This window comes from Promicromonospora kroppenstedtii DSM 19349, from assembly GCF_000515355.1.
Lineage (GTDB): Bacteria > Actinomycetota > Actinomycetes > Actinomycetales > Cellulomonadaceae > Promicromonospora > Promicromonospora kroppenstedtii.
This window is the reverse complement of record NZ_KI911686.1, coordinates 7,203-28,164: the sequence shown is the minus strand read 5'-3', so window position 1 is coordinate 28,164 and position 20,962 is coordinate 7,203. Positions and strand designations below refer to the sequence as shown.

General features: G+C 71.1%; 20 protein-coding genes and 1 riboswitch. Of the genes, 10 read left to right on the top strand and 10 right to left on the bottom strand.

Annotated elements, in window-relative coordinates; all coding sequences use genetic code 11:
- Positions 1 to 258: 258 nt before the first annotated feature.
- Genes PROKR_RS14725 through PROKR_RS14715 form a run of 3 tightly spaced genes read right to left on the bottom strand, consistent with a single transcriptional unit; the run spans position 259 to position 2,204 of the window.
- Complete coding sequence (locus PROKR_RS14725; protein WP_036964408.1) at positions 259 to 783, bottom strand: dihydrofolate reductase; 525 nt, start codon at positions 781 to 783, stop codon at positions 259 to 261.
- Positions 783 to 1,586, bottom strand: coding sequence for a thymidylate synthase (locus tag PROKR_RS14720; protein ID WP_036964407.1), 804 nt, complete (start codon positions 1,584 to 1,586; stop codon positions 783 to 785). Before PROKR_RS14720 ends, PROKR_RS14725 begins: the two co-directional genes overlap by 1 nt.
- Positions 1,587 to 1,637: 51 nt before the next feature.
- The gene (locus PROKR_RS14715) at positions 1,638 to 2,204 is read right to left on the bottom strand and encodes a hypothetical protein (RefSeq protein WP_036964406.1); all 567 of its coding nucleotides are present in this window, start codon (positions 2,202 to 2,204) and stop codon (positions 1,638 to 1,640) included.
- A gap of 148 nt (positions 2,205 to 2,352) precedes the next feature.
- On the opposite strand from PROKR_RS14715, the gene PROKR_RS14710 reads away from it, so the two are divergent.
- The 4 genes from PROKR_RS14710 to PROKR_RS14695 all read left to right on the top strand — a co-directional run bounded on the left by PROKR_RS14710 (position 2,353) and on the right by PROKR_RS14695 (position 6,364).
- The gene (locus PROKR_RS14710; protein ID WP_084800458.1) at positions 2,353 to 2,832 is read left to right on the top strand and encodes an OsmC family protein; all 480 of its coding nucleotides are present in this window, start codon (positions 2,353 to 2,355) and stop codon (positions 2,830 to 2,832) included.
- Positions 2,833 to 2,834: 2 nt separating this feature from the next.
- Positions 2,835 to 3,614, top strand: a complete 780-nt coding sequence (locus PROKR_RS14705) for an HMG-box domain-containing protein (protein ID WP_036964405.1) — start codon at positions 2,835 to 2,837, stop codon at positions 3,612 to 3,614.
- 76 nt (positions 3,615 to 3,690) lie between these two features.
- Positions 3,691 to 5,064 (top strand): ornithine--oxo-acid transaminase, encoded by a 1,374-nt coding sequence (gene rocD / locus PROKR_RS14700; RefSeq protein WP_200836140.1) that lies wholly within the window; start codon positions 3,691 to 3,693, stop codon positions 5,062 to 5,064.
- Between the two features lie 49 nt (positions 5,065 to 5,113).
- Positions 5,114 to 6,364 carry an aspartate aminotransferase type Ic gene (locus tag PROKR_RS14695; protein WP_051433015.1) on the top strand — a complete coding sequence of 417 codons (1,251 nt, stop codon included), beginning with the start codon at positions 5,114 to 5,116 and terminating at the stop codon, positions 6,362 to 6,364.
- Between the two features lie 103 nt (positions 6,365 to 6,467).
- Here the strand turns inward: PROKR_RS14695 and PROKR_RS14690 are convergent, their stop codons facing one another.
- From PROKR_RS14690 to PROKR_RS14680, 3 genes are all read right to left on the bottom strand, one after another.
- Entirely contained in the window at positions 6,468 to 7,460 is a 993-nt protein-coding gene (locus PROKR_RS14690) for a universal stress protein (RefSeq protein WP_036964404.1), read from the bottom strand.
- A 162-nt stretch (positions 7,461 to 7,622) separates the two neighbouring features.
- Positions 7,623 to 8,372 (bottom strand): C40 family peptidase, encoded by a 750-nt coding sequence (locus PROKR_RS14685; RefSeq protein WP_084800456.1) that lies wholly within the window; start codon positions 8,370 to 8,372, stop codon positions 7,623 to 7,625.
- Between the two features lie 50 nt (positions 8,373 to 8,422).
- A riboswitch (cyclic di-AMP (ydaO/yuaA leader) is annotated at positions 8,423 to 8,616 on the bottom strand.
- A 165-nt stretch (positions 8,617 to 8,781) separates the two neighbouring features.
- Positions 8,782 to 9,498: an iron-dependent transcriptional repressor DtxR gene (locus PROKR_RS14680; RefSeq protein ID WP_036964626.1), complete on the bottom strand. Its 717-nt coding sequence runs from the start codon at positions 9,496 to 9,498 to the stop codon at positions 8,782 to 8,784.
- Positions 9,499 to 9,581: 83 nt separating this feature from the next.
- Between PROKR_RS14680 and serC the strand changes: the two genes are divergently transcribed.
- The 5 genes from serC to PROKR_RS30775 all read left to right on the top strand — a co-directional run bounded on the left by serC (position 9,582) and on the right by PROKR_RS30775 (position 14,791).
- A complete protein-coding gene (serC, locus tag PROKR_RS14675; protein ID WP_036964402.1) occupies positions 9,582 to 10,691 on the top strand; it encodes a phosphoserine transaminase in 1,110 nt (369 codons plus the stop codon).
- A 119-nt stretch (positions 10,692 to 10,810) separates the two neighbouring features.
- Positions 10,811 to 11,662 (top strand): MHYT domain-containing protein, encoded by an 852-nt coding sequence (locus PROKR_RS14670; protein ID WP_051433014.1) that lies wholly within the window; start codon positions 10,811 to 10,813, stop codon positions 11,660 to 11,662.
- A 145-nt stretch (positions 11,663 to 11,807) separates the two neighbouring features.
- Positions 11,808 to 12,263: a MarR family winged helix-turn-helix transcriptional regulator gene (locus tag PROKR_RS14665; protein ID WP_036964400.1), complete on the top strand. Its 456-nt coding sequence runs from the start codon at positions 11,808 to 11,810 to the stop codon at positions 12,261 to 12,263.
- Entirely contained in the window at positions 12,260 to 13,567 is a 1,308-nt protein-coding gene (locus tag PROKR_RS14660) for an MFS transporter (RefSeq protein ID WP_051433013.1), read from the top strand. Before PROKR_RS14665 ends, PROKR_RS14660 begins: the two co-directional genes overlap by 4 nt.
- Positions 13,568 to 13,813: 246 nt before the next feature.
- Positions 13,814 to 14,791: a type IV toxin-antitoxin system AbiEi family antitoxin domain-containing protein gene (locus PROKR_RS30775; RefSeq protein ID WP_051433012.1), complete on the top strand. Its 978-nt coding sequence runs from the start codon at positions 13,814 to 13,816 to the stop codon at positions 14,789 to 14,791.
- A gap of 107 nt (positions 14,792 to 14,898) precedes the next feature.
- Here the strand turns inward: PROKR_RS30775 and PROKR_RS14650 are convergent, their stop codons facing one another.
- From PROKR_RS14650 to PROKR_RS31605, 4 genes are all read right to left on the bottom strand, one after another.
- Positions 14,899 to 16,362: an NCS2 family permease gene (locus PROKR_RS14650; RefSeq protein ID WP_036964399.1), complete on the bottom strand. Its 1,464-nt coding sequence runs from the start codon at positions 16,360 to 16,362 to the stop codon at positions 14,899 to 14,901.
- Positions 16,363 to 16,381: 19 nt separating this feature from the next.
- A complete protein-coding gene (locus PROKR_RS30770; RefSeq protein WP_051433011.1) occupies positions 16,382 to 18,466 on the bottom strand; it encodes an acyltransferase family protein in 2,085 nt (694 codons plus the stop codon).
- Positions 18,467 to 18,594: 128 nt separating this feature from the next.
- Positions 18,595 to 19,125: a CAP domain-containing protein gene (locus tag PROKR_RS14640; RefSeq protein ID WP_036964398.1), complete on the bottom strand. Its 531-nt coding sequence runs from the start codon at positions 19,123 to 19,125 to the stop codon at positions 18,595 to 18,597.
- Positions 19,126 to 19,136: 11 nt separating this feature from the next.
- Positions 19,137 to 19,778 (bottom strand): CAP domain-containing protein, encoded by a 642-nt coding sequence (locus PROKR_RS31605; RefSeq protein ID WP_157602107.1) that lies wholly within the window; start codon positions 19,776 to 19,778, stop codon positions 19,137 to 19,139.
- A gap of 451 nt (positions 19,779 to 20,229) precedes the next feature.
- On the opposite strand from PROKR_RS31605, the gene PROKR_RS35040 reads away from it, so the two are divergent.
- On the top strand, positions 20,230 to 20,962 hold a 733-nt coding region (locus PROKR_RS35040), incomplete at its 3' end, for a sulfotransferase family protein (RefSeq protein WP_036964396.1).

The following is a 20,962-nucleotide window of genomic DNA, read 5'->3' as shown; positions in this document are numbered from 1 at the left end:
CCGCGCGTCAGGCCGCGTGGACGCTCGCCGCGGCGTCGGCCCAGGGCGGCGCGGCCGACGTCGCCGCTCCCGCCTGGTCCACGACGATCGCGACGACCCTGGAGGCCGACCCGAAGCCGGTCGTCCGCGAGCAGTACGCGGCGGTCCGCGACCTGGTCTGACCTGTCGACGGGCGCGGCCCGCACCACTACGAGTTCGGGGCGTGTTGCTCTGCGTAGAACTTGTCTACGCAGAGCAACACACCCCGAACTCGTACGTTCACCCTGCCTGGTCGGACCGCGTGTACCGCAGGTGCCGGAACCGCAGCCCCGAGGACGACGTCGTCCACTCCGTCGCGGAGGCGACTGCCCACTCCGGGCCGATCTCCGGGGCGTACACGTCGCCCTCGACCTCGGTGTTGATCTCGCTCACCTCGAGCACGTCGGCGACGGGCATCGCGGCGTTGTAGATCTGCGACCCGCCCATCACCCAGATCTCGTCGCCGCCCGGGGCGTCGGCCGCGACCGTGAGCGCCTCGCCCAGCGTCCCGGCCGGCACGACGTCGCCGTCGGCGTCAGGCACCCCGTAGGGGCCGCGCGAGGAGATGACGATGTTGGTGCGCCCCGGCAGGGGGCGCCTGGGCAGCGACTCCCAGGTGAGCCGGCCCATCACCACGGGGTGGCCGGCCGTGGTGCGCTTGAAGTGCGCGAAGTCCTCGGGCACGTGCCACGGGATGTCGCCGCCGGCGCCGATCACGGGCCGGCCTGCGGCGTCGCGCGCCTGCCCCCAGATGAGCCCGATCATCAGACGGCGATCGGGGCCTTGATGGTGGGGTGCGAGACGTATCCCAGCACCTCGACGTCCTCGAACTCGTAGTCGAAGATCGAGTCACGCGGCGCGAGCCGCAACGACGGGTACGGGTACGGGTCGCGCGCGAGCTGCGTCTCGACCTGCTCCACGTGGTTGTCGTAGATGTGCACGTCGCCGCCGGTCCAGACGAACTCGCCGACCTCCAGGCCGGTCTGCGCCGCGACCATGTGCGTCAGCAGCGCGTAGGACGCGATGTTGAACGGCACCCCGAGGAAGAGGTCGGCGGAGCGCTGGTAGAGCTGACAGCTCAGCTTGCCGTCCGCCACGTAGAACTGGAACAGGGCGTGGCACGGCGGCAGAGCCATGTCGTCCACCTCGGCCGGGTTCCACGCCGTCACGATGTGCCGCCGCGAGTCGGGGTTGGTGCGGATCTGCTCGACGACCTTGGCGATCTGGTCGACGTGCCCACCGTCGGGCGTGGGCCAGGAGCGCCACTGGACCCCGTAGACCGGGCCCAGCTCGCCCGACTCGTCGGCCCAGTCGTCCCAGATCTTGACGCCGCGCTCCTGCAGCCAGCGCACGTTGGAATCGCCACGCAGGAACCAGAGCAGCTCGTAGACGACCGACTTGAGGTGCACCCGCTTGGTCGTGATCAGGGGGAACCCCTGGGCCAGGTCGTACCGGATCTGCCGCCCGAACACGCTGCGCGTCCCCGTGCCGGTGCGGTCGCCCTTGCGGGTACCGGTGGCGAGCACGTCACGGAGCAGGTCCTCGTACGGGGTGTCGATCTCGGTCATGGGGGCAAGCCTACGTCCGCTCCCCGGGCGAGCCCCGGAGACGTGCCGCCGTCAGCCCTGCTTGGCCCGGAGCTCCTTGAGGTGGGCCCCGCGGCGGCGGTAGAGCACCCCCATCGTCACGATCACGAGCGCCACGACGCCGCCCGTCACCGCGCCCCACGCCGACCCGCCGCGGAACGCCGGGCCGTCGACGTCGAGGATCCGCTCGCCGGCGTGCGCCGCCGCCGAGGTGCCCAGCACGATGCCGAGCGTCAGCAGGTTCGGCACCGCGAACACCACTGCCGCCGCGAGAAGCCCGCTGCGCACCTGCCAGGACCGTCTGGTCAGCACCGCCTGCGCCAGGAACAGCACCGGGACCAGCGTGAACACCGCGCCCACCAGGAGCCCCCACCAGGCGCCCGCGGTGAACGAACCGTCCACCGCGTTGCCGATCACCTGGGCCCACCAGCGAGGCAGGAAGGCGTCGAGGAACAGGTAGCCCAGCCAGACGGCGAGGATCACGCCGGCCACGCCGAGCAGGCGCACGCCGATGTCCTTCCAGTCCGGCCGCCATGCGGTTCTCCCGCCGCCCGACGTCGCCCCGGCCGCCCCCTGCTCGCCGCTCACGTTCTGCGCCATGGGTGAGATCGTCGCAGCGGACGGGCCCGTCCGCCCGCCGAACGGGAACGTCGCGGGGGCCGTTCGCGTTGAGCACTAGGCCGACCGACCGGGACCCGAGGCACCCAGCTACGTGACCGTGTCGGTGAGCAGTGGAAGGATCACCCTCATGACGGAGCAGACCACCACCCCGGGAGCCACGCCGACCGAGGACGCCGTGACCCCCTCACCCACGGACCCGCTGTGGGTGGAGCGCAACGGCACGCGCACGTACACGGGCTTCTCGGCCCGCGGCGCGCGCGTCGAGATCGGACCGGCCAGTGCCGGTGCGGTGTTCACGCCCGGCGAGCTGCTGAAGGTCGCGCTCGCCGCCTGCGCCGGGATGAGCAGCGACCGCGCCTTCGCGCGTCGCCTGGGTGACGACTACCAGACGACCATCCGCGTCGAGGACCCCAAGGACATGGCAGAGGACCGGTACCCGGTGCTCACCGAGAAGTTCGAGATCGACCTGTCCGCCCTCGACGACGAGGACCGCGCCAAGCTCCTGACGATCGCCCAGCGGTCGATCGACAAGGCCTGCACCGTCGGGCGCACGCTCAAGGCGGGCGCCCGGATCCCGGACGCGCAGTTCAACCAGCCGGAGGGCTGACCATGACCGACGACAAGAAGCTGACCGCAGCCGAGTCCAACGGCAAGGCCGCCCCGGGCGACGCGCTCGTCAAGCCGGACGGCTCGCTGCACGTCACCAAGGCGGACTGGCTCAACTACAAGCCCGACGGCCCGCTGGACCACCTGGTGGACCGGGCGGTGACCATCCCGTCGGCGACCATCCACAAGCATGTGGACAAGGTGCGCGCCCGAAACCCCGACGCCTCGCCGGCCGAGATCATCAAGCTCCTGGAGAAGGAGTACATGCGGGTCATCCAGACCACGGGCAGTGCCGTGGGCGCGGCCGCCGCGATCCCCGCGGTCGGCACCGCGGCGAGCGTGGCGCTGTCGACCAGCGATGTGGCGACGTTCTTCGCGTCGTCCGCGGCGTTCTCCCTCGCGGTCGCGGACGTGCACGGGATCGACGTGCAGGACGTCCCGCGCCGGCGGGCGCTCCTGCTCGCCACCGTGCTCGGTGACAAGGGCGCCAAGGATGTCGAGGACGCCATCGGGGGATCGGGCGTCGCGTGGGGGAAGGTGCTGCTCACGAGCATGCCGCGCGGCACGCTCCAGCGCGTGAACAAGGCGCTGACCCACCAGTTCATCAAGAAGCAGATCGCCAAGCAGGGCAGTCTGCTGCTCGGCCGCATCCTGCCGTTCGGCATCGGCGCCGTGGTCGGCCTGGTCGGCGCCCGTGCGCTCGGCCACACCGTCATCGCGCAGTCCCGCGCGGCGTTCGGCCCCCCGCCGGACCGCTTCCCGCGCGTCATCGAGCAGAGGTAGGTCGTTCCCGGCGCCGAGCCGCCGATATATGCGGGCGACGAGGCAGGATTCCGGGACCCGACCTAGGCTGCGGGTCATGGCGGACACGACGCACGGCGCACTCGCCCCGACGTACCATCCCCTGCCGGTCACGATCGCGCGGGCGCACGGTACACACGTATGGGACACCGACGGCAACGAGTTCCTCGACTTCCTGTCGGGGTACTCGGCCCTGAACTTCGGGCACCTGCACCAGGGGCTGGTCGCGGCTGCCATGGCGCAGCTGCGCCAGGTCACCCTCACGTCCCGTGCGTTCGACCACGACCGGCTCGAGGAGTTCGCCCAGCGGCTCGTCGAGGTCATGGGCCCGCTGACGACCGGCGGCGAGGACAGCCTCGTGGTGCCGATGAACACCGGCGCCGAGGCCGTGGAGACCGCGATCAAGGCGGTCCGCAAGTGGGGGTACGACGTGCGCGGCGTGCCCGAGGACCAGGCGAAGATCGTGATCGCCGGGGGCAACTTCCACGGCCGCACCACCACCCTGGTCGGGCTGTCGGACGACCCGGTCGCGCGCGACGGGTTCGGCCCGTTCGCCCCCGGTTTCGTACGGGTGCCGTTCGGTGACCTGCAGGCGGTGGCCGACGCCGTCGACGACACCACCGTGGCCGTGCTCATGGAGCCGGTGCAGGGCGAGGCCGGCGTGGTGATCCCGCCGGACGACTTCTGGCCCGGCCTGCGTGCCCTCACCGCCGAGAAGAACATCGCCCTGGTCGCCGACGAGATCCAGTCGGGTCTCGGCCGCACCGGCACCACCCTGGCCTGCGAGCTCTGGGGCGTGCAGCCGGACCTGGTCTGTCTGGGCAAGGCGCTCGGCGGCGGGATCGTGGCGGTCTCGGCGGTCGTCGGCAAGCCGGAGATCCTCGGCGTCCTCACGCCGGGCACGCACGGTTCCACGTTCGGCGGCAACCCGCTGGCATGCGCGGTCGGCGTCGCCGCGCTCGACCTGCTCTCGACGGGGCAGTACCAGGCCCGCGCCGCGGCGTCGGGCAAGGTGCTCCAGGAGCGGCTCGACGCGCTCGTGGACCAGGGCCTGCTGACCGGCGCGCGCTGCGTCGGGCTCTGGGCCGGCGTCGACGTGGACCCGGAGCTCGGCACCGGCCGCGAGCTGTGCGAGGCGCTGCTGGAGCGGGGTGTGCTCGCCAAGGACACGCACGCCTCGACCATCCGCCTGTCGCCGCCGCTGTCGATCGTGCAGCCCGAGCTGGAGATGGCGCTCGACATCCTGGAGGAGTCCCTGGTGGCACTGCGGGACGGCGGTCCGGGCGGCGGTACCGGCGAGGAGCCGGACGACGACGGGTCGGACGGCGACAGCACAACTGCCCCATCCGCAGACACGTCAGACATCCCGGACGCAGAAGTCACCCCGCCCCGCAAGCGCCGCCGGTCACGGCTGTCACCGGCCGCCGGCTGAGCGTATTCTCCCGGGGGTGACCACTACGACGTCGTCCCACAACACCGTCATGCTCCCGGACCTCGCGCAGCTCCAGCAGGCCTACGCCGAGCTCCAGGCCAAGGGCCTGAAGCTGGATCTCACGCGCGGCAAGCCGTCCGCCGAGCAGCTCGATCTCGCCGAGCCGATGCTGGCCCTGCCCGGCGTGGGCGTGCACACCGACGAGACCGGCACGGACGTGCGCAACTACGGCGGGCTGGACGGCGGCATCACGATCCGCCGCATCTTCGCCGAGCTGCTCGACGTGCCAGTGGAGCAGCTCCTCGCAGGCGGCAACGCGTCGCTCACGACCATGCACGACGTCGTCGCGTTCGCCGAGCTGTTCGGCTTCCCCGACTCGCCCAAGCCGTGGGCGCGCGAGGAGAAGGTGCGCTGGATCTGCCCGGTGCCGGGCTACGACCGGCACTTCACGATCTGCGAGGCCTTCGGCATCGAGATGATCCCGGTGCCGATGACGGCGGACGGACCGGACGCCGAGGCCGTGGCGGCGCTCGTCGCGACCGATCCCACGATCAAGGGCATGTGGGTCGTACCCACGTACTCCAACCCGGACGGCGCGGTCATCAGCGCCGACGTCGCCCGCGCGCTGGTCTCCATGCCTGCCGCCGCCCCGGACTTCCGCATCCTGTGGGACAACGCGTACGCGGTGCACCACCTGACCGACGACGAGGTGACCAGCCCGAACGCCATCGCGCTGGCCGACGAGGCCGGTCACCCGGACCGCGTGCTGCTGTTCGCCTCCACGTCCAAGATCACGTTCGCGGGCGCGGGCGTGTCGTTCCTGGGCAGCTCGGCGGCGAACATCGCGTGGTTCAAGAAGCACCTGTCGGTCGCCTCCATCGGACCGGACAAGCTCAACCACCTGCGGCACGCGATGTTCTTCGGCTCGCCCGACGGCGTGCGCGACCACATGCGCAAGCACCGCGCGATCCTGGCGCCGAAGTTCGAGGCCGTGGTCGAGATCCTGACCGAGCGCCTGGGCGGCTACGGCATCGCGTCGTGGACCGAGCCCAAGGGCGGCTACTTCGTGTCGCTCGACGTCGCACCGGGCACGGCCGCCCGGGTGGTACAGCTCGCCAAGGAGGCGGGGATCGCCCTGACCCCCGCCGGCGCCACCCACCCGTACGGCAAGGACCCGCAGGACCAGAACGTGCGTCTGGCACCGTCGATGCCCCCGCTGGACGAGGTCCGCACTGCGATGGACGGCGTCGCGACCTGCGTGCTGCTCGCCGCGGCCGAGGCCGCCGCCGCCGCGAGGTAGAGCTGCAGCAAGGTGGCAGCGAGGTAGAACCGCAGTTCGCGCTGCGGTTCTACCTCGCCAGAGCTCTGCCTCGTCCTGTCTACACCTCGCGGTGACGTCCCGGTCAGTCCGGGCAGTGCTTGTTCACCACGAGCACCGGGCAGGCCGCGTGGTGCAGCACCGCCTGGCTCGTCGAGCCCAGCAGCAGCCCGCGGAACCCGCCGCGGCCGCGCGACCCGACGACGACGAGGTCCGACGCCGTGGAGAACTCCGTCAGCAGCTCCGCGCCCGTGCCGTCCAGCACGATGCGCCGGATCCGCATGCCCGGGTTCTCGGCCTCGTACCGGTCGACGAGCACGTCCATGCCGGCCCCGATGTCGGCCAGCACCTGCTCCCGGTCGATCGACGACGGCAGCCACGCCAGCATCCCCGCGTTGCCCACGGGCACGCCCGTGACGGCGGTCAGCTCCGCGCCCCACGCGTTGGCCTGGACGATCGCGTGCTGCAGCGCCCGCTCTGCCTGCGGCGACCCGTCCACGCCGACGACGATGCGGCGCACCTCCCGGATCTCCGCTGCCCTGGGGGCCACGCCGCTCTCGGCGTCGTCCGCCGAGCCGGCGGCGGTGCCGGGCTCGTCGGAGCTGATGTCCGGCGGGGTCCAGGAGACGCCCCGGTTGGTCTCGGCCCGCAGCGGGACCACGACCACCGGGCACTTCGCGTGCGCCGGCAGCGCGGACGACACCGTACCCAGCAGGCGCTCCGTGAAACCTCCTCGGCCGCGGGTCCCCACGACGGCAAGCCCGTAGTCGGCGGACAGCTCCACGAGCACGCCGGCGGCGTCACCGGTGGCGACCTCCGTCGTGGCGCGCACCCCGGCGTCGGCCACGCGGTTCTCCGCCTCGACCAGGACCGCCTTGGCGCCCTCCTGGATGGTGGTGTCGTCGAGGGCTGCGTACCCGCCGTCGAGCGACGCGGCCGTGAACGACGGCAACGAGTAGCTGCACACGATGTGCAGCGCCCAGCCCACGCGGTGTGCGTAGGCGGTAGCCCAGTCCAGCGCGTGCAGACTCGCGGCCGATCCGTCCACCCCGACCAGTACGACCTCGGATCGTGTCATCGCCAGTCCTTTCTATGGCAGTGCACCTTTGCCCTCCAACGCTACCGGCGGAGCACCGGTATCGGGTAACCGGAGGCAAAAAGTCTGCAGAAAGATGGCAAAGCAGAGCGCCCGCCCGGTCGTGACCGGACAGGCGCTCCGCGAGGTGCTACGTGGCCGCGATCAGCCCAGGCGGATGAACGTCGGGTTCGACTGCCAGATGGTGCGGAAGTCGACCACGGTACCCGGCTTGGACGCGTCGATCATGGTGTTGCCACCGGCGTAGATCGAGACGTGCCCGGGGGTCCACATCAGGTCGCCCGGCTGCGCCTCCGACGCCGGCACCTGCGTGCCGTAGCCGGACTGCGCCGAGGACGAGTGCGGCAGCGAGATGCCGAGCTGGCCGTAGACGTAAGAAGTGAAGCCCGAGCAGTCGAAACCGCTCGGGCTGCTGCCACCGGAGACGTACGGGACGCCGATGTACCGGCTGGCGATGGAGATCACGGAGTTGCCGATCGCCGACGCCGGGACGTCGACGGACGATGCGGTCGAGACCGTGGCGGCGGCTGCGGCGGTCTCGGCGGCCTCGGCGGCGGCGGCCTCAGCGGCCTCCTCCGCCTCCTTGGCGGCGAGCTCGGCCTGGTAGTCCTCGTTGTCGGCAGCGGAGACCACCGAGACGGCGGACTTCTCGACGCTGAGCTCGGCGTCGGGCGCGACGGTCACGACGGGAGCGTTGGACAGGGACTCACGGGCCTGCGACGTCAGCGCGTTGAGGTCCACGGAGTTCATCTTGGCGGGGCCGGTCTCCAGCGGAGCGGCCTGCGCGGCCATCGCGCCACCGAACGTCGAGACCAGGAGCGCGCCACCTGCGGCGGCGACCGCGGTACGGCGACCGACGGCGGCGTTCTGGGCGAGCTCGGTGAGCGGAGTCACGGGGCGACGCGCAGCACGATGGCGTGCGCGGGTGGTACGTGCAGTCACGTATTACCTCTCCTTGTACGCCTTCGAGGTCAGCTGTCGGGTTCGGGTGGGAGAAATCACCCGGCCGTTGCACTCCCGAAGGATTACCCGGCTTCACCCCTAGGACGCACCCTGGCGCCCGATGGTGGGTCCCCCGCCTCTGTCATGCGGTCGTCTTGGGGCCCCGGCCGGTGACAGAGTTCGGCGTCCGTCCGGAGACTCCCTCGGAATAAACTCCGCGGGAGCGGTCCGAACGTACCCGACGTCACCCCCGATGTCACGTTCCGGCAACGAATGTCATGGTGTGTCGGACAGAGGGTGACACCTTTCCGGCAAAAGGGGCCATTTCGCACCCCCGTCGCCACCTACCGCTGCGACCGGATCAGGCCGTGGCGACGAAGAGGTGCCGGGCCAGGTCCTCGCCCAGCTCGAGCGCAGTCCCGGCGCCGTCGACCGTCACCGTGTACGTACCGTCACTGAGCTCCGCCGTGATCCGCGAGCCGGGCACGAGGCCGGCGTCGGACAGACGGGCCAGCAGCTCGACGTCCGTCTGCAGGGGTTCCGCGATGCGGGTCAGCGACGCGGCGAGCGGCTCACCCTTGACACCCTTCTTGGCCGCGGCCTCGAACGCCGAGGGCAGCGAGATCACGCCGGCCAGGAACGGCACGTCCGTGTAGGCCTCGCCCAGCTCCGACAGGCCGGGGATCGGGTTGCCGTACGGGTCGTGGTGCGGGTGGTCGAGCAGGCCCACGAGCCGCTTCTCCACCAGGTCGCTCATCACGTGCTCCCAGCGGCAGGCCTCGACGTGCACGTGCTCCCAGTCGAGCTTGATCACGTCGGTCAGCAGGCGCTCCGCCAGGCGGTGCTTGCGCATCACGCGCATCGCCTTGTCGTGCCCGAGCTCCGTGAGCTCCAGGTGGCGGTCACCGGTCACGATCACGAGCCCGTCGCGCTCCATGCGCGCGACCGTCTGCGACACCGTCGGCCCGGAATGCCCCAGACGCTCCGCGATGCGCGCGCGCAGGGGGGTGATGCCCTCCTCGTCGAGCTCGTAGATCGTCTTCAGGTACATCTCGGTGGTGTCGATCAGATCCGTCACGTCAGCTCCCGTCATGCGCGCGGCCGTCCAGTCGCCCCTGGGCTCGGCGCCCCGGGCGTCGGCCCAGGTTCTAGTCTAGTTCTGTGCCACTGACAATCCCGACACACCTGCTGCCCACCGACGGCCGTTTCGGCTCAGGCCCCTCCAAGGTGCGCCCGGGACAGGTAGATCATCTCGTGGCGAACGCCCACGTGCTCGGTACCTCGCACCGGAAAGCACCCGTGAAGGACCTGGTTCGTCGTATCCGTGAGGGCGTCACGGAGCTGCTCGGCGCGCCGGACGGCTACGAGGTGACGCTCGGCAACGGCGGCGCCACCGCCTTCTGGGACGTGGCCACCCTGTGCCTCGTGGAGCGCAAGGCGCAGCACGCCTCGTTCGGCGAGTTCGGCGGCAAGTTCGCCACGGCCACGTCGCGCGCCCCGTTCCTCGACCCCTCCCAGGTGATCACCGCGGAGCCGGGCGCCGTGGCCTACCTCGAGCCGGCCGACGACGTCGACACCTACGCCACGCCGCACAACGAGACCTCGACGGGCGCGATGGCCCCGGTGCTGCGCCCGTCCGGACCGGACAGCGCGATCGTGCTCACGGACGCGACGTCGGGGGCCGGCGCGCTGCCGGTGGACCTGCGCCAGACCGACGCCTACTACTTCTCCCCGCAGAAGGCGTTCGCAGCCGACGGCGGCCTGTGGCTCGCCGTGCTGTCCCCTGCCGCCGTCGAGCGGGCCGCCCGGATCGAGGCCTCGGGCCGCTGGGTGCCGGAGTTCCTGTCGCTCACGACGGCGATCACGAACTCGCGCCTGGACCAGACGCTGAACACGCCCGCCGTGGCGACGCTCCTGCTCCTGGCCGACCAGGTGGAATGGCTCCTCGCGCAGGGCGGCCTGAAGTGGTCGGCCGAGCGGTGCGCGACGTCGGCCGAGATCCTCTACGGCTGGGCCGAGAAGCGCCCGTGGGCGACCCCGTTCGTGGCGCGCCCGGAGGAGCGGTCCACGGTGGTCGGCACCATAGACCTGGCCGACGAGATCGACGCCGGGCGGGTACTCTCCGAGCTACGCGCCAATGGCGTCCAGGACGTGTTCGCCTACCGCAAGCTCGGGCGGAACCAGCTCCGCGTCGGCATGTTTCCTGCCGTCGAGCCCGACGACGTAGCCGCGCTCACCGAGTGCGTGGACTACCTCGTCGAGCGCATCTGACCAGGCTGATCACGTCCGCAATACCCCTTCGACGGGGAGTTCTGCCTATTGTCCGGTGCACGGGGGCTCTGTAACGTTTCCGCAACAGAGGGAACCATTTTGAGGGGCTGTTCAACAAGATGCCATTGATCGACCACTTCACCTTCGGAATCGTGACGCCCATCCTGGCGTTCGCGATCTCGTGCACCGGCGCAGCGACGGGCCTCGCATGCACCTCCCGAGCCCGAGCGGCTGCGGGCGGCGCGCGCGCGGCGTGGCTCGTCTTCGGCGCCATCGCACTGGGCGGTACCGGGATCTGGGTGATGCACTTCGTCGCCATGCTCGGCTTCTCCGCCTCAGGCGTGACCATCCGCTACAACATCCCTGAGACCCTCCTCAGCGCTGCCATCGCGATCGTCGTCGTCGGGGCGGGCCTGTTCATCACCGAGCTCGGCAAGCGCAAGCTGCCCGCGATGCTGGTCGGCGGCGCGCTGGCCGGCGCGGGTGTCGCCGCCATGCACTACATGGGCATGGAGGCGATGGAGATGTCCGCCGAGGTCGTCTACAACCCGGTCTACGTCATCGCCTCGATCATCATCGCGATCGTCGCGGCGACCGCCGCACTGTGGTGCACCGTCCACATCCGCGGCACGCTCGCCACCATCGTGGCCACGCTGGTCATGGGCATCGCGGTGACGGGCATGCACTACACGGGTATGGCCGGCGTGTCCGTGGTCAACCCGGTCGACACCGTCCCCACGGGTGCCTCGACCATGCAGCTGCTGGTGCCGCTCGTCATGGCGGTGAGCGTCGTGACGTTCCTGCTCATCCTCGGCATCGGCCTCTGGCCCACGGAGGACGAGCTGCGCACGCAGGCCGAGTTCGAGAACCGGCTCAAGGCACACAGCGAGCAGGGCCAGCGGTTCGAGAACGTACAGCAGGAGCTCCAGCCGAGCGTCGGTCAGTTCGCGCAGTCGCACCGCGCGCGCTGATCCCCCGCGGCACCGTACGGCGAAGCGCCCGTCCCCCTTCCCCGGGGGCGGGCGCTTCGCCGTTCTCACCGGGGGCTTCTCCCGCCGTCCGACGCCGCTCGATGTGACCACACCCACGTACCGTTAGCAAGGCTAATGACCTAGAATGGTGCGGGTGCCGTCGAGCTCCCGCAGGTCCAGCCGTAGCCCGGCGACCGTCGGGGGCGACCTCCGGGTCGCCCTCACCCGAGTGTCCCGCCGCCTGCGCGCCGAGCGCGGTGAGGCCGACCTCCCAGAGGGGCAGTTCGGGATCCTGACGGTGCTGCACCGACACGGCGAGATGTCCCCCGGCTCCCTCGCCGAGCACGAGCGCGTGCGCCCCCCGTCGATGACCCGAGCGGTGAACACCCTGGCCGAGCTCGGCCTCGTCGAGAAGGTGGAGCACGCGACCGACAAGCGCCAGGTCGTCGTCCGCCTCACCGCGGCCGGCGAGCGTGAGGTCGCCGAGACCCGACGGCGTCGCGACGCCTGGCTGACCAAACAGCTGTCCACCCTGACCGTAGAGGAGAGAGAGATCCTTGCGGGAGCCAGCGAGCTCCTTCTGCGGATCGCCGCTCGATGAGCGCAACCTTCGCCAGCCTTAAATATCGTAACTATCGTCTCTGGTTCGCCAGCGCTCTCGTCGCCAACATCGGCACCTGGATGCAGCGCGTGGCGCAGGACTGGGTCGTCCTGACCCTCCTGACCAACAACTCCGGCGTCGCAGTCGGCATCGTGACCGCGCTGCAGTTCATCCCGCACATCTTCCTGTCCGCGTGGGCCGGCCTGCTGGCCGACCGCGTCGACCGCCGCAAGCTCCTGATGATGACGCAGGGCGGCATGGGCGTACTGGGCCTCGGGCTCGGTGCGCTGGTGCTGTCCGGCGCTGCCGAGCTGTGGCACGTGTACGTGTTCGCCACCCTGCTGGGTGTCGTGAGCGCGATCGACGGGCCGGTCCGCCAGACGTTCGTCGCCGAGCTCGTGCCGACCAAGCGGCTCGCGAACGCCGTCGGGCTCAACTCGACGAACTTCAACGCCGCACGCCTCATCGGCCCCGGTGTGGCAGGCCTGCTCATCGCCGCCGTCGGCACGGGCTGGGTGTTCATCATCAACGGCATCGCCTTCGGCGCCGTGATCCTGGCGCTCACGCGCATGCGCGACCTGCGCGTGCAGCCCACCGCCTCGCGCGCAAAGGGGCAGATCCGCGAGGGCCTGTCCTACATCCGCGGGCGCAGCGACATCGTGGTGATCATGGTCGTGATGGGCGTGGTCTCCACGTTCGGCCTGAACTTCCAGCTCACGTCGGCCATGATGGCGCGCGTCGAGTTCGGGCGGGGCGCCGGCGAGTACGGCATCCTCGGGTCCGTGCTCGCGATCGGCTCGCTCGCCGGAGCGCTCCTGGCGGCCCGTCGCGAGCGGCCGCGCGTGCGGCTCGTGCTCGGCGCGGCGTTCGCGTTCGCGATCGCCATGGGCATCCAGGCCGTCATGCCGACCTACCTCGGCTACCTGATCATGTGCATCCCGGTCGGCTTCGCGTCGCTGACCATGCTGACGTCGGCCAACGCGGCGATCCAGCTCTCGGTCGCGCCCGAGATGCGCGGTCGGGTCATGTCCATCTACATGATGGTGCTGCTCGGCACCACGCCGCTGGGCTCCCCCGTGGTCGGCTGGATCGGCGAGACCTTCGGCCCGCGGTACGCGGTGCTGATCGGGGCGGTGGCCACGCTGCTGGTCGCTGCGATCGCCACGGTCTGGGCCTACCGGACGTGGCACGTGCGGGTCCGCGCCCGGCTCTCCCGCGAGCACCGCATCCCGCGCCCGTACCTCCACGTGGAGTACCCACCCGTGGCGGACCCGACCCCGGACCGCCAGGCCCTGGCGGCCTAGCCGGGGAACCGGCCCGGCCGGGAGTGGACCGCGAAGTGCGCTTCTAGCCAGTCCTCAGGCCCGGAATCATGCAGATTCCGGGACCCGACGACTGGGTAGAGGCGCACTTTTCTTGTGCTTGCGACGGCACCCCGGACCCTGGGCCGCGGACGGGGAGCGCGACCACAGGGGGCCGTTTCCAACAGTTGTACACAGGCGGGGCGATCGACGCCGCCCCGGTCCGGGCTGCGCTGGTGAAGTGGGTTCGTGCCCAAGACCTACGTGATCCCGAGCGCCGCCGAGCTGGTCTCCCGCCGGCAGGCCGGGCTCCTGTCCACCGCGCAGTGCGAGCAGCTCGGTATCGGGCGGGAGGCCCGACGCCGTCTCGTCCGTCAGGTCCGCTGGACCAGCCCGGCGCGCGGCGTGTACGACACCGATCCCGTGCCGCTCGCCAGCAGAGTCCGGGACAACTGGTTCGAGCACGCCGCGAGGTGGCGCACCTGGTTCGCGTTGCTCCTGCACGGTCCCGACGCCGTTGCCACCGGCTGCTGTGCGCTCGTGCTGCACGGCGTCGCCGGGCTGCCGCGGGACTTCCCACTGGAGGTCGCGCGCAAGGACCGGTCGCCGCGCCGGACCAAGCACGGTGCCGCCGTCGTGGCGTACGCCGAGTTCCCCACGGATCTGATCGAGGAGCGCGCGATCGCTCGGATCGACCATGCCGCCGCGCAGGCGCTCCCCCGGCTGCCCCGGCAGAACGCCCTCGCCGCGCTCCACGACCTGGTCCGACGGCGGCACGGGGCGGCCCAGCTGCACGCCCTGTTCCCGCTCGTCGACGGGCGGTCCGAGTCGCCCGCGGAGTCATTCGCCCGGTTGTCGTGCCACGACAACGGGGTGCCGCCCGACGACCTGCAGGTGCGCGTCGTGCGGGGCGGCAAGGTCGTCGCGCGGGTGGACTTCGCCTGGCGGCTGCCCGACGGGCGCTGGCTGGTCGTCGAGATCGACGGGCTCGGACCGCACAGCACCCAGCAGGCGCTCGTCCGGGACGCCCCGCGCCAGAACCTGCTCACTGCGTCGGGGCGGGTGATCGTGCTGCGGTTCAAGCCGTCGGACAACGACCGCCCGGGCGGCGTCGGCAGCCGGATCGCGAAGGTCCTGCGGAAGCACGGCTGGACCCCGCCCCGCGAGGCGACCGGCGCGACCCGGATCTACCTGGACGACCCGGCCCCGGTCGCGGCGAAAAAATAGGTGCGCCTCAAGTCAGTCGTCAGGACCAGATCCACGAGCGGATCTGGTCCTGACGACTGGGTAGAAGCGCACCTTCGGGGCGGGCGGAGCCCGCAGCCCGCGCCGCGTCAGATGCCTACCGCGGCGCGGATCGGGCCCATCAGGAAGTACACGAGGAACAGCACCGCCGCGACCCACAGCAGCGGGTGCACCTTGCGGACCTTGCCGACCGCGACCTTGAGCAGCACGTAGGAGATGACGCCCGCGCCGATGCCGACGGTGATCGAGTACGCGAACGGCATGAGCACCATGGTGAGGAACGCCGGGATGGCGACCTCGAGGTTCTTCCAGTCGATGCCGGTCACCTGGACCACCATGAGGAAGCCGACGATCACGAGCGCGGGGGTGGCGGCCTCGTGCGGCACCATCTTGACGAGCGGCGCGAGGAACGTGGCGAGCAGGAACGCGACACCCGTCGTGACGGCCGCGAGGCCCGTGCGGGCGCCGTCACCCACGCCGGACGCCGACTCGACGTACGCCGTGTTGGAGGAGACCGAGCCGGCGCCACCGCCGACGGCGGCCAGCGAGTCGACGATCAGGATCTGCTTGGTCCGGGGCGGGTTGCCCTTCTCGTCGAGCAGCCCGGCCTCCCCGCCGATGGCCACCATGGTGCCCATCGTGTCGAAGAAGTCGGCGATGAGGAGCGTGAACACCAGCAGGATGACGGCGATCGGGCCGATCTTCTCGAACGAGCCGAAGAGCGAGAACTGGCCGATGAGCGAGAAGTCCGGCAGCGCCACGACGGAGTCGGGGAGCGCGGGGATGTTGAGCGACCAGCCGCCCGGGTTGTCTGCGGTGCGCCCGCCGATCTTCCCGACGGCCTCGATGACCACCGCGACCACGGTCGAGGCCACGATCGCGATGAGGATGGCGCCGCGCACCTTGCGCACCATCAGGACGGCGGCCAGCAGCACACCGAACGCGAACACGAACAGCGGCCAGGCGCCGAGCGAGCCGCCCAGGCCGAGCTCCGTCGGCGTGGCGAGGGACGCAGGGATGCGTACGAAGCCGGCGTCGTACACGCCGATGAACGTGATGAACAGGCCGATGCCCACGCTGATCGCGATCTTGAGCTCGCGAGGCACGGCCCGGAACACGGCCTCCCGGAAACCGGTGACCACCAGGATCAGGATGACCAGGCCCTCCAGCACCACGATGCCCATGGCGTCGGCCCAGGTCATGCCGGGCAGCGCCGCCACGGAGAACGCGACGACGGCGTTCAGGCCGAGCCCTGCCGCGAGCGCCAGCGGGAAGTTCGCGACGACGCCCATGAGGATCGACATCACGCCGGCCACGAGGGCGGTCGCCGCGGCGATCGCCTCGATGTCGCCGCGGCCGTCCCCACCGCCGAGGAACTGCCCGGTGCCGTCGGGCACGCTCCCGAGGATGAGCGGGTTGAGCACGACGATGTAGCTCATCGTGAAGAAGGTGACCAGGCCGCCGCGCACCTCCGTCCACACCGTGGACCCGCGTTCGCTGATCTTGAAGAACCGGTCGACGGCGCCCAGCCTCTGGGTCTGGTCGTGAACCATGGTCGGATGTTCCCCTTCGTTACCTGTTGCTGCCCGGCTGCATGCCGCGCACCGCAGTCTGGAGCATCTTCTCAACGGAGTGCACCTGGGTGAGCACGTATTCGGCGTTGAGGTGGTGGAAGTCACGGTAGACGGGGTGACTGACATCGCCGACGTGACAGGTCTGCGCGTCGCAGGTCTCCGACCAGAGACCGTCCCACTCCGTCACGCCGTACTTCTCCCAGACGCCGGCGCTGACGGCGGGCAGGTCACCGTTGGAGTGCTCGGCGTCCGCCCGCGGCATGCTGCAGTCTCCGAGGCCGGGCCAGGGACGGGTGAGGCATTCGAGCGGGTCGACGTCGAGCCGGGGGTTGTCCTTGACGGCCACCACGGCGGAGGACACGTCGGTGAGGTGGGCGAACAGCGCTTCGTTGGCCTGCTCCCAGGTCACACGCGCCTCGTCCTCGGACATCAGGCTGCCGTCGGCGTGCAGCATGCGGTCGCCGTAGATGTGCGCCTGGCTGATCACCACGACGTCGGGTCGCAGGTCGTCGACTATACGCAGGGACTCGGCCTGGAAGCCCGCGCACGGGCCGCGGTCCGCGGGCTGCTCGACCTTGACCTCGGCGGCAGGGCAGCCGTGCCGCCAGCGGACGGCGAGGCGCAGGCCGGCATCGGCCGCGGCGGCGTCGAACGCGGGGATCCAGTGCATCGCGTGCGAGTCGCCGAGCAGCAGCACCGTGGTGGTCGAGGTGACGTCGCCGAGCAGGCAGACGTCGGTGCCCGTCGCCGTCTCGGTGTACCCGGCGCATCCGTAGGACGCGGGCTGGGCGCGTGTCGCGACGGCGGTCGCGTAGGGCTCCCGCTCGAGCACGGCGCTGGTCGCGACCCGCGTGCCCGCGACGACGCCGCCCACCGCGAGCGCCATGACGAGGGTCACCGCGGCGGTGCGGCGCCACGACCGCATGGCGCCGCTGAACCGGATCGGGTTCTCGACCCAGCGGTAGGTGGCGAACGCCGCGCCGAGCGCGGCGACGGAGGCGAGCGCCTTGATCCAGATCGCGTCGTCCTGCACGGCGGCCGTGGTGAGAACCACGAACGGCCAGTGCCAGAGGTACCAGGAGTAGGAGACGTCGCCGAGGCGCTGCAGCACCGGCAGGTCCAGCACACGGTCCACCCAGGTGCCGGGGGCCGCGACGCTGCCCGCCGCGAGGACCAGCAGCGCGCCGCCCACGGGCAGCAGGGCCACGGTCCCGGGGAACGGGTCGGTCTCGTGCACCAGCGCGAACGACAGCACGAGCAGCACGAACCCGGCCGTGCCGAGCAGTGCCCGCAGCAGGCCCGGACGCAGGCGGGAGCGCTCGGCGAGCCGGCTCCACGGCAGGGTCGCGACGAGCGCCGCGCCGGCGAACTCCCACGCGCGGGTGGGCAGGATGTAGAAGGCCCAGTCGGGGGCGGCCGCCGTGAGCCAGACCGACGTCGCCAGCGACACCACGAAGGTGCCGGCGAACAGAAGCTGCAGCGCACGGCGGGACGGGACCCGGGTGCGCCGGGCCAGGGCGACGGCCAGCAGGATCAGCAGCGGCCAGAAGATGTAGAACTGCTCCTCGATGCCGAGCGACCAGGTGTGCAGGTACGGGCTCGGCGTGACGGTGTCGGAGAAGTAGTTCTGCCCCTGGTACGGGAAGAGCAGGTTGGAGACGAACAGCATGGCCGACGCGGCGTGCCAGGCGAGGCGCCCCCAGACCAGCGGCGACAGGATCAGCAGGCAGGCACCCAGCGTGACCGTCACGACCAGGGCGAGCGCAGGCACGAGCCGTCGCATGCGGCGGGTCCAGAACTCGACGAGGTCGACGCGCCCGGTGCGGTCCACCTCCCGCAGCAGCAGCGAGCTGATGAGGTACCCGGAGATCACGTAGAAGACGTCGACGCCGGTGAACCCGCCGGGGATCGCGATCCCCGCGTGGTAGACGACGACGGCGAGCACAGCGACCGCGCGCAGCCCGTTGATGTCGGTGCGGAACGTGTGACCGGTGCCGGAGGCGGCGGTTGCCTGGTCCGTTCCGCCGGTCTCCCGGGACGGGTCGGAATGTCGGTCGACGGCGGTGGTCGTCGCCTGCGCCAATTTTTCTCCTGCGGTCGTTCCGGGCGGGTGCTCTTTCGCGCGTCACACCATAACGGCCACGACGGGGCCAGGTTGCCCCGATATGGAGGAGGCTCTGGGGGAGTGTCCGCCGTCCTCCGGACGACTCGTCAGTCGAGGAACAGGTGGGAGCAGACCAGCCTCGGCTGGGTCGCGGTGCCGCCGTCGGCGACGCAGCCGATCGCGCCGCGCCGCAGCTGCCCGCTGGCGAGGTTCTCGAGGTGCGTCGGGGAGTCGATCCAAGCCTGCACCACGGTCTGCGGCGGGTCCACGCTGCGGCTCAGGTTCTCGGCCACGAGCCCGCCGGGGCACTGTTTCCGCACCGGCGGCAGCGGCGCGTGGGTGAGCTCGGGTGCGCCGACCAGCGCCGCCGCCCGCTCCACCGCGACGGGCTGAAGGCACGGCTCGTGCTCCAGCGGGTCGAGACCGATCTGCACCCGGGCGGCGTTCACGCCGTCCTCCAGCGTGGCGGCGTACTGGTCCGGATCGGTCAGGTCGATGCCGCCGGGCGCGGTCCAGGTCGCCTGGGGCGTCGCCGTCAGCATCGGGGTGCCGCCCCTGCCGGGCAGGGTCGTGCAGGCGGTGAGCAGCGCGCCGGCGGCCACGAGCGTGACGGCGAGGCGGATCGGGTGTCGGGGCACGCCGCAGGTTCTCATGCCAGGAAGACGTGTGCGCAGATCATGACCGGTGCGGCGGGATCGCCGCCGTCGGGCACGCAGGCGATCGCGCCGCGGGTCAGGTCGCCGTTCAGGATGTTGGCGCGGTGCCCCTCGGAGTCCATCCAGCCCTGGGCGGCCTCGGCCGGCGTCCAGCCGCCCTTCGCCAGGTTCTCCGCCACGGCCGTGGTGGGGCAGGCGTCGAAGATCGGGCCGAGCGGCGCGTGCGCCAGGTCCTCGCCGACGAGCGCCTGGGCGCGGGCGAGCGCTACGTCGTACGCGCAGTCGTCGTGCGCCAGGGCGGCCAGGCCGTTCGCCGTCCGGTGCCCGTTCACCGCCTCCTCCAGCGCCTGCGCGTACTCCACGGCGTCGGTCAGGTCGGGCGCGGACGCGCCACCACCCGTGCCACCGTCGGAGCCCGCACCCGTGCCGCCCCCGCCGGCCCCGGAGCCCGCACCGGTGCCAGAACCCGCGTCAGCTCCCTCGCCCGGCAGCGTTTCCCGGTCCTTGCCCCGCGACGCCGAGCCGCTGGGTGGCGCCTGCACATCGACAGTGGCGGTCTCCTGGTTTCGCTCGCCCTGGATCGCTCCCACAGAGGTGGGGCCGGTGGACGGCGCCCGCTCGACCGGTATCGCCATGCTGACCACCCCGGGAGCAGCGCCCGGCGCGGGCCGGGGCTCGGCGCCGGGGGTGAGGATCGCGGCGCATCCCGTCAGGCTCGCGCACACGGCCACGGCCAGCACGCCCCGCGCGAGCGACGCCCACGCGGACCCACTGCCCCCACGGGCGATGGCCCTGTGCGAGGTGTGCACAGGCGTGGTCGCGGACGACGTCGTACCGGGTGCTGGAGACACAAGCCGGGACAATACCGGCAAACACGTTGGTATGGAATGCCTGAAAAGTCTTATCTATGCGCACCGGGATTCGGCACCGGATGTCATGAAGGCCGCGAAGAGTCCGAACTCCGCACAAAGAAACCCGTCCGCGAATTACGGCGATCGGACGATTCAGGTCGCACGCGGTACATTCATCGCATATTTTTGCGGGGCACCAGCGACCCTTTTCGCCGAGCAGCTGAGGTACCCCCACATGTCCGGAACGAGCACGAGTGGCGCGCCCTGGAACGACCATCGACTCGTCTTCATCGGTGGCCTGCACCGCAGTGGCACCGCGCTCGTGGCCCGCATCATCGGGTCGAGCCCCGACGCCTCCGGACTGACCGGCACCGGTACCTCCATGGACGAGGGACAACACATTCAGGACACTTATCCGGGTGCCCTGGGTAATACATCCCAATGGTCGTTTCATCCGCAGGCACACCTCACCGAGGAGGACGCGCGCCGCACGCCCGACGCCGCGGAGCGGATCTGGCAGAGCTGGTCGCCCTACTGGGACCTCGACCGCACGGTGCTCGTCGAGAAGTCCGCGCCCAACCTGACCAAGACGCGCTACCTCCAGGAGCTCTTCCCGAAGGCACGGTTCGTGGTGGTCACCCGGCACCCCGTGGTGCAGGCGCTGGCCGTGCGCAAGTGGGCCACCCGCACGCACGGGCGGTTCACCTACGGCTTCCCCCGGCTCGTCGAGCACTGGGTGCACGCGCACGACGTCTTCGCCCAGGACGCGCTGCACATCGAGAACCTGCTCGTGCTGCGGTACGAGCACCTGATGCGTGAACCCGTGCGGGAGCTCGACCGCCTCGCGCGGTTCCTGGACCTCGACCTGGCCGAGGGCGGCCGCATCCGCGCCATGGACACCGACCGCAGCAGCCGGTACGCCGAGCTGTGGGAGACCGGCGGCCGCGGTCGCCTCGCGGGCCGCGTAC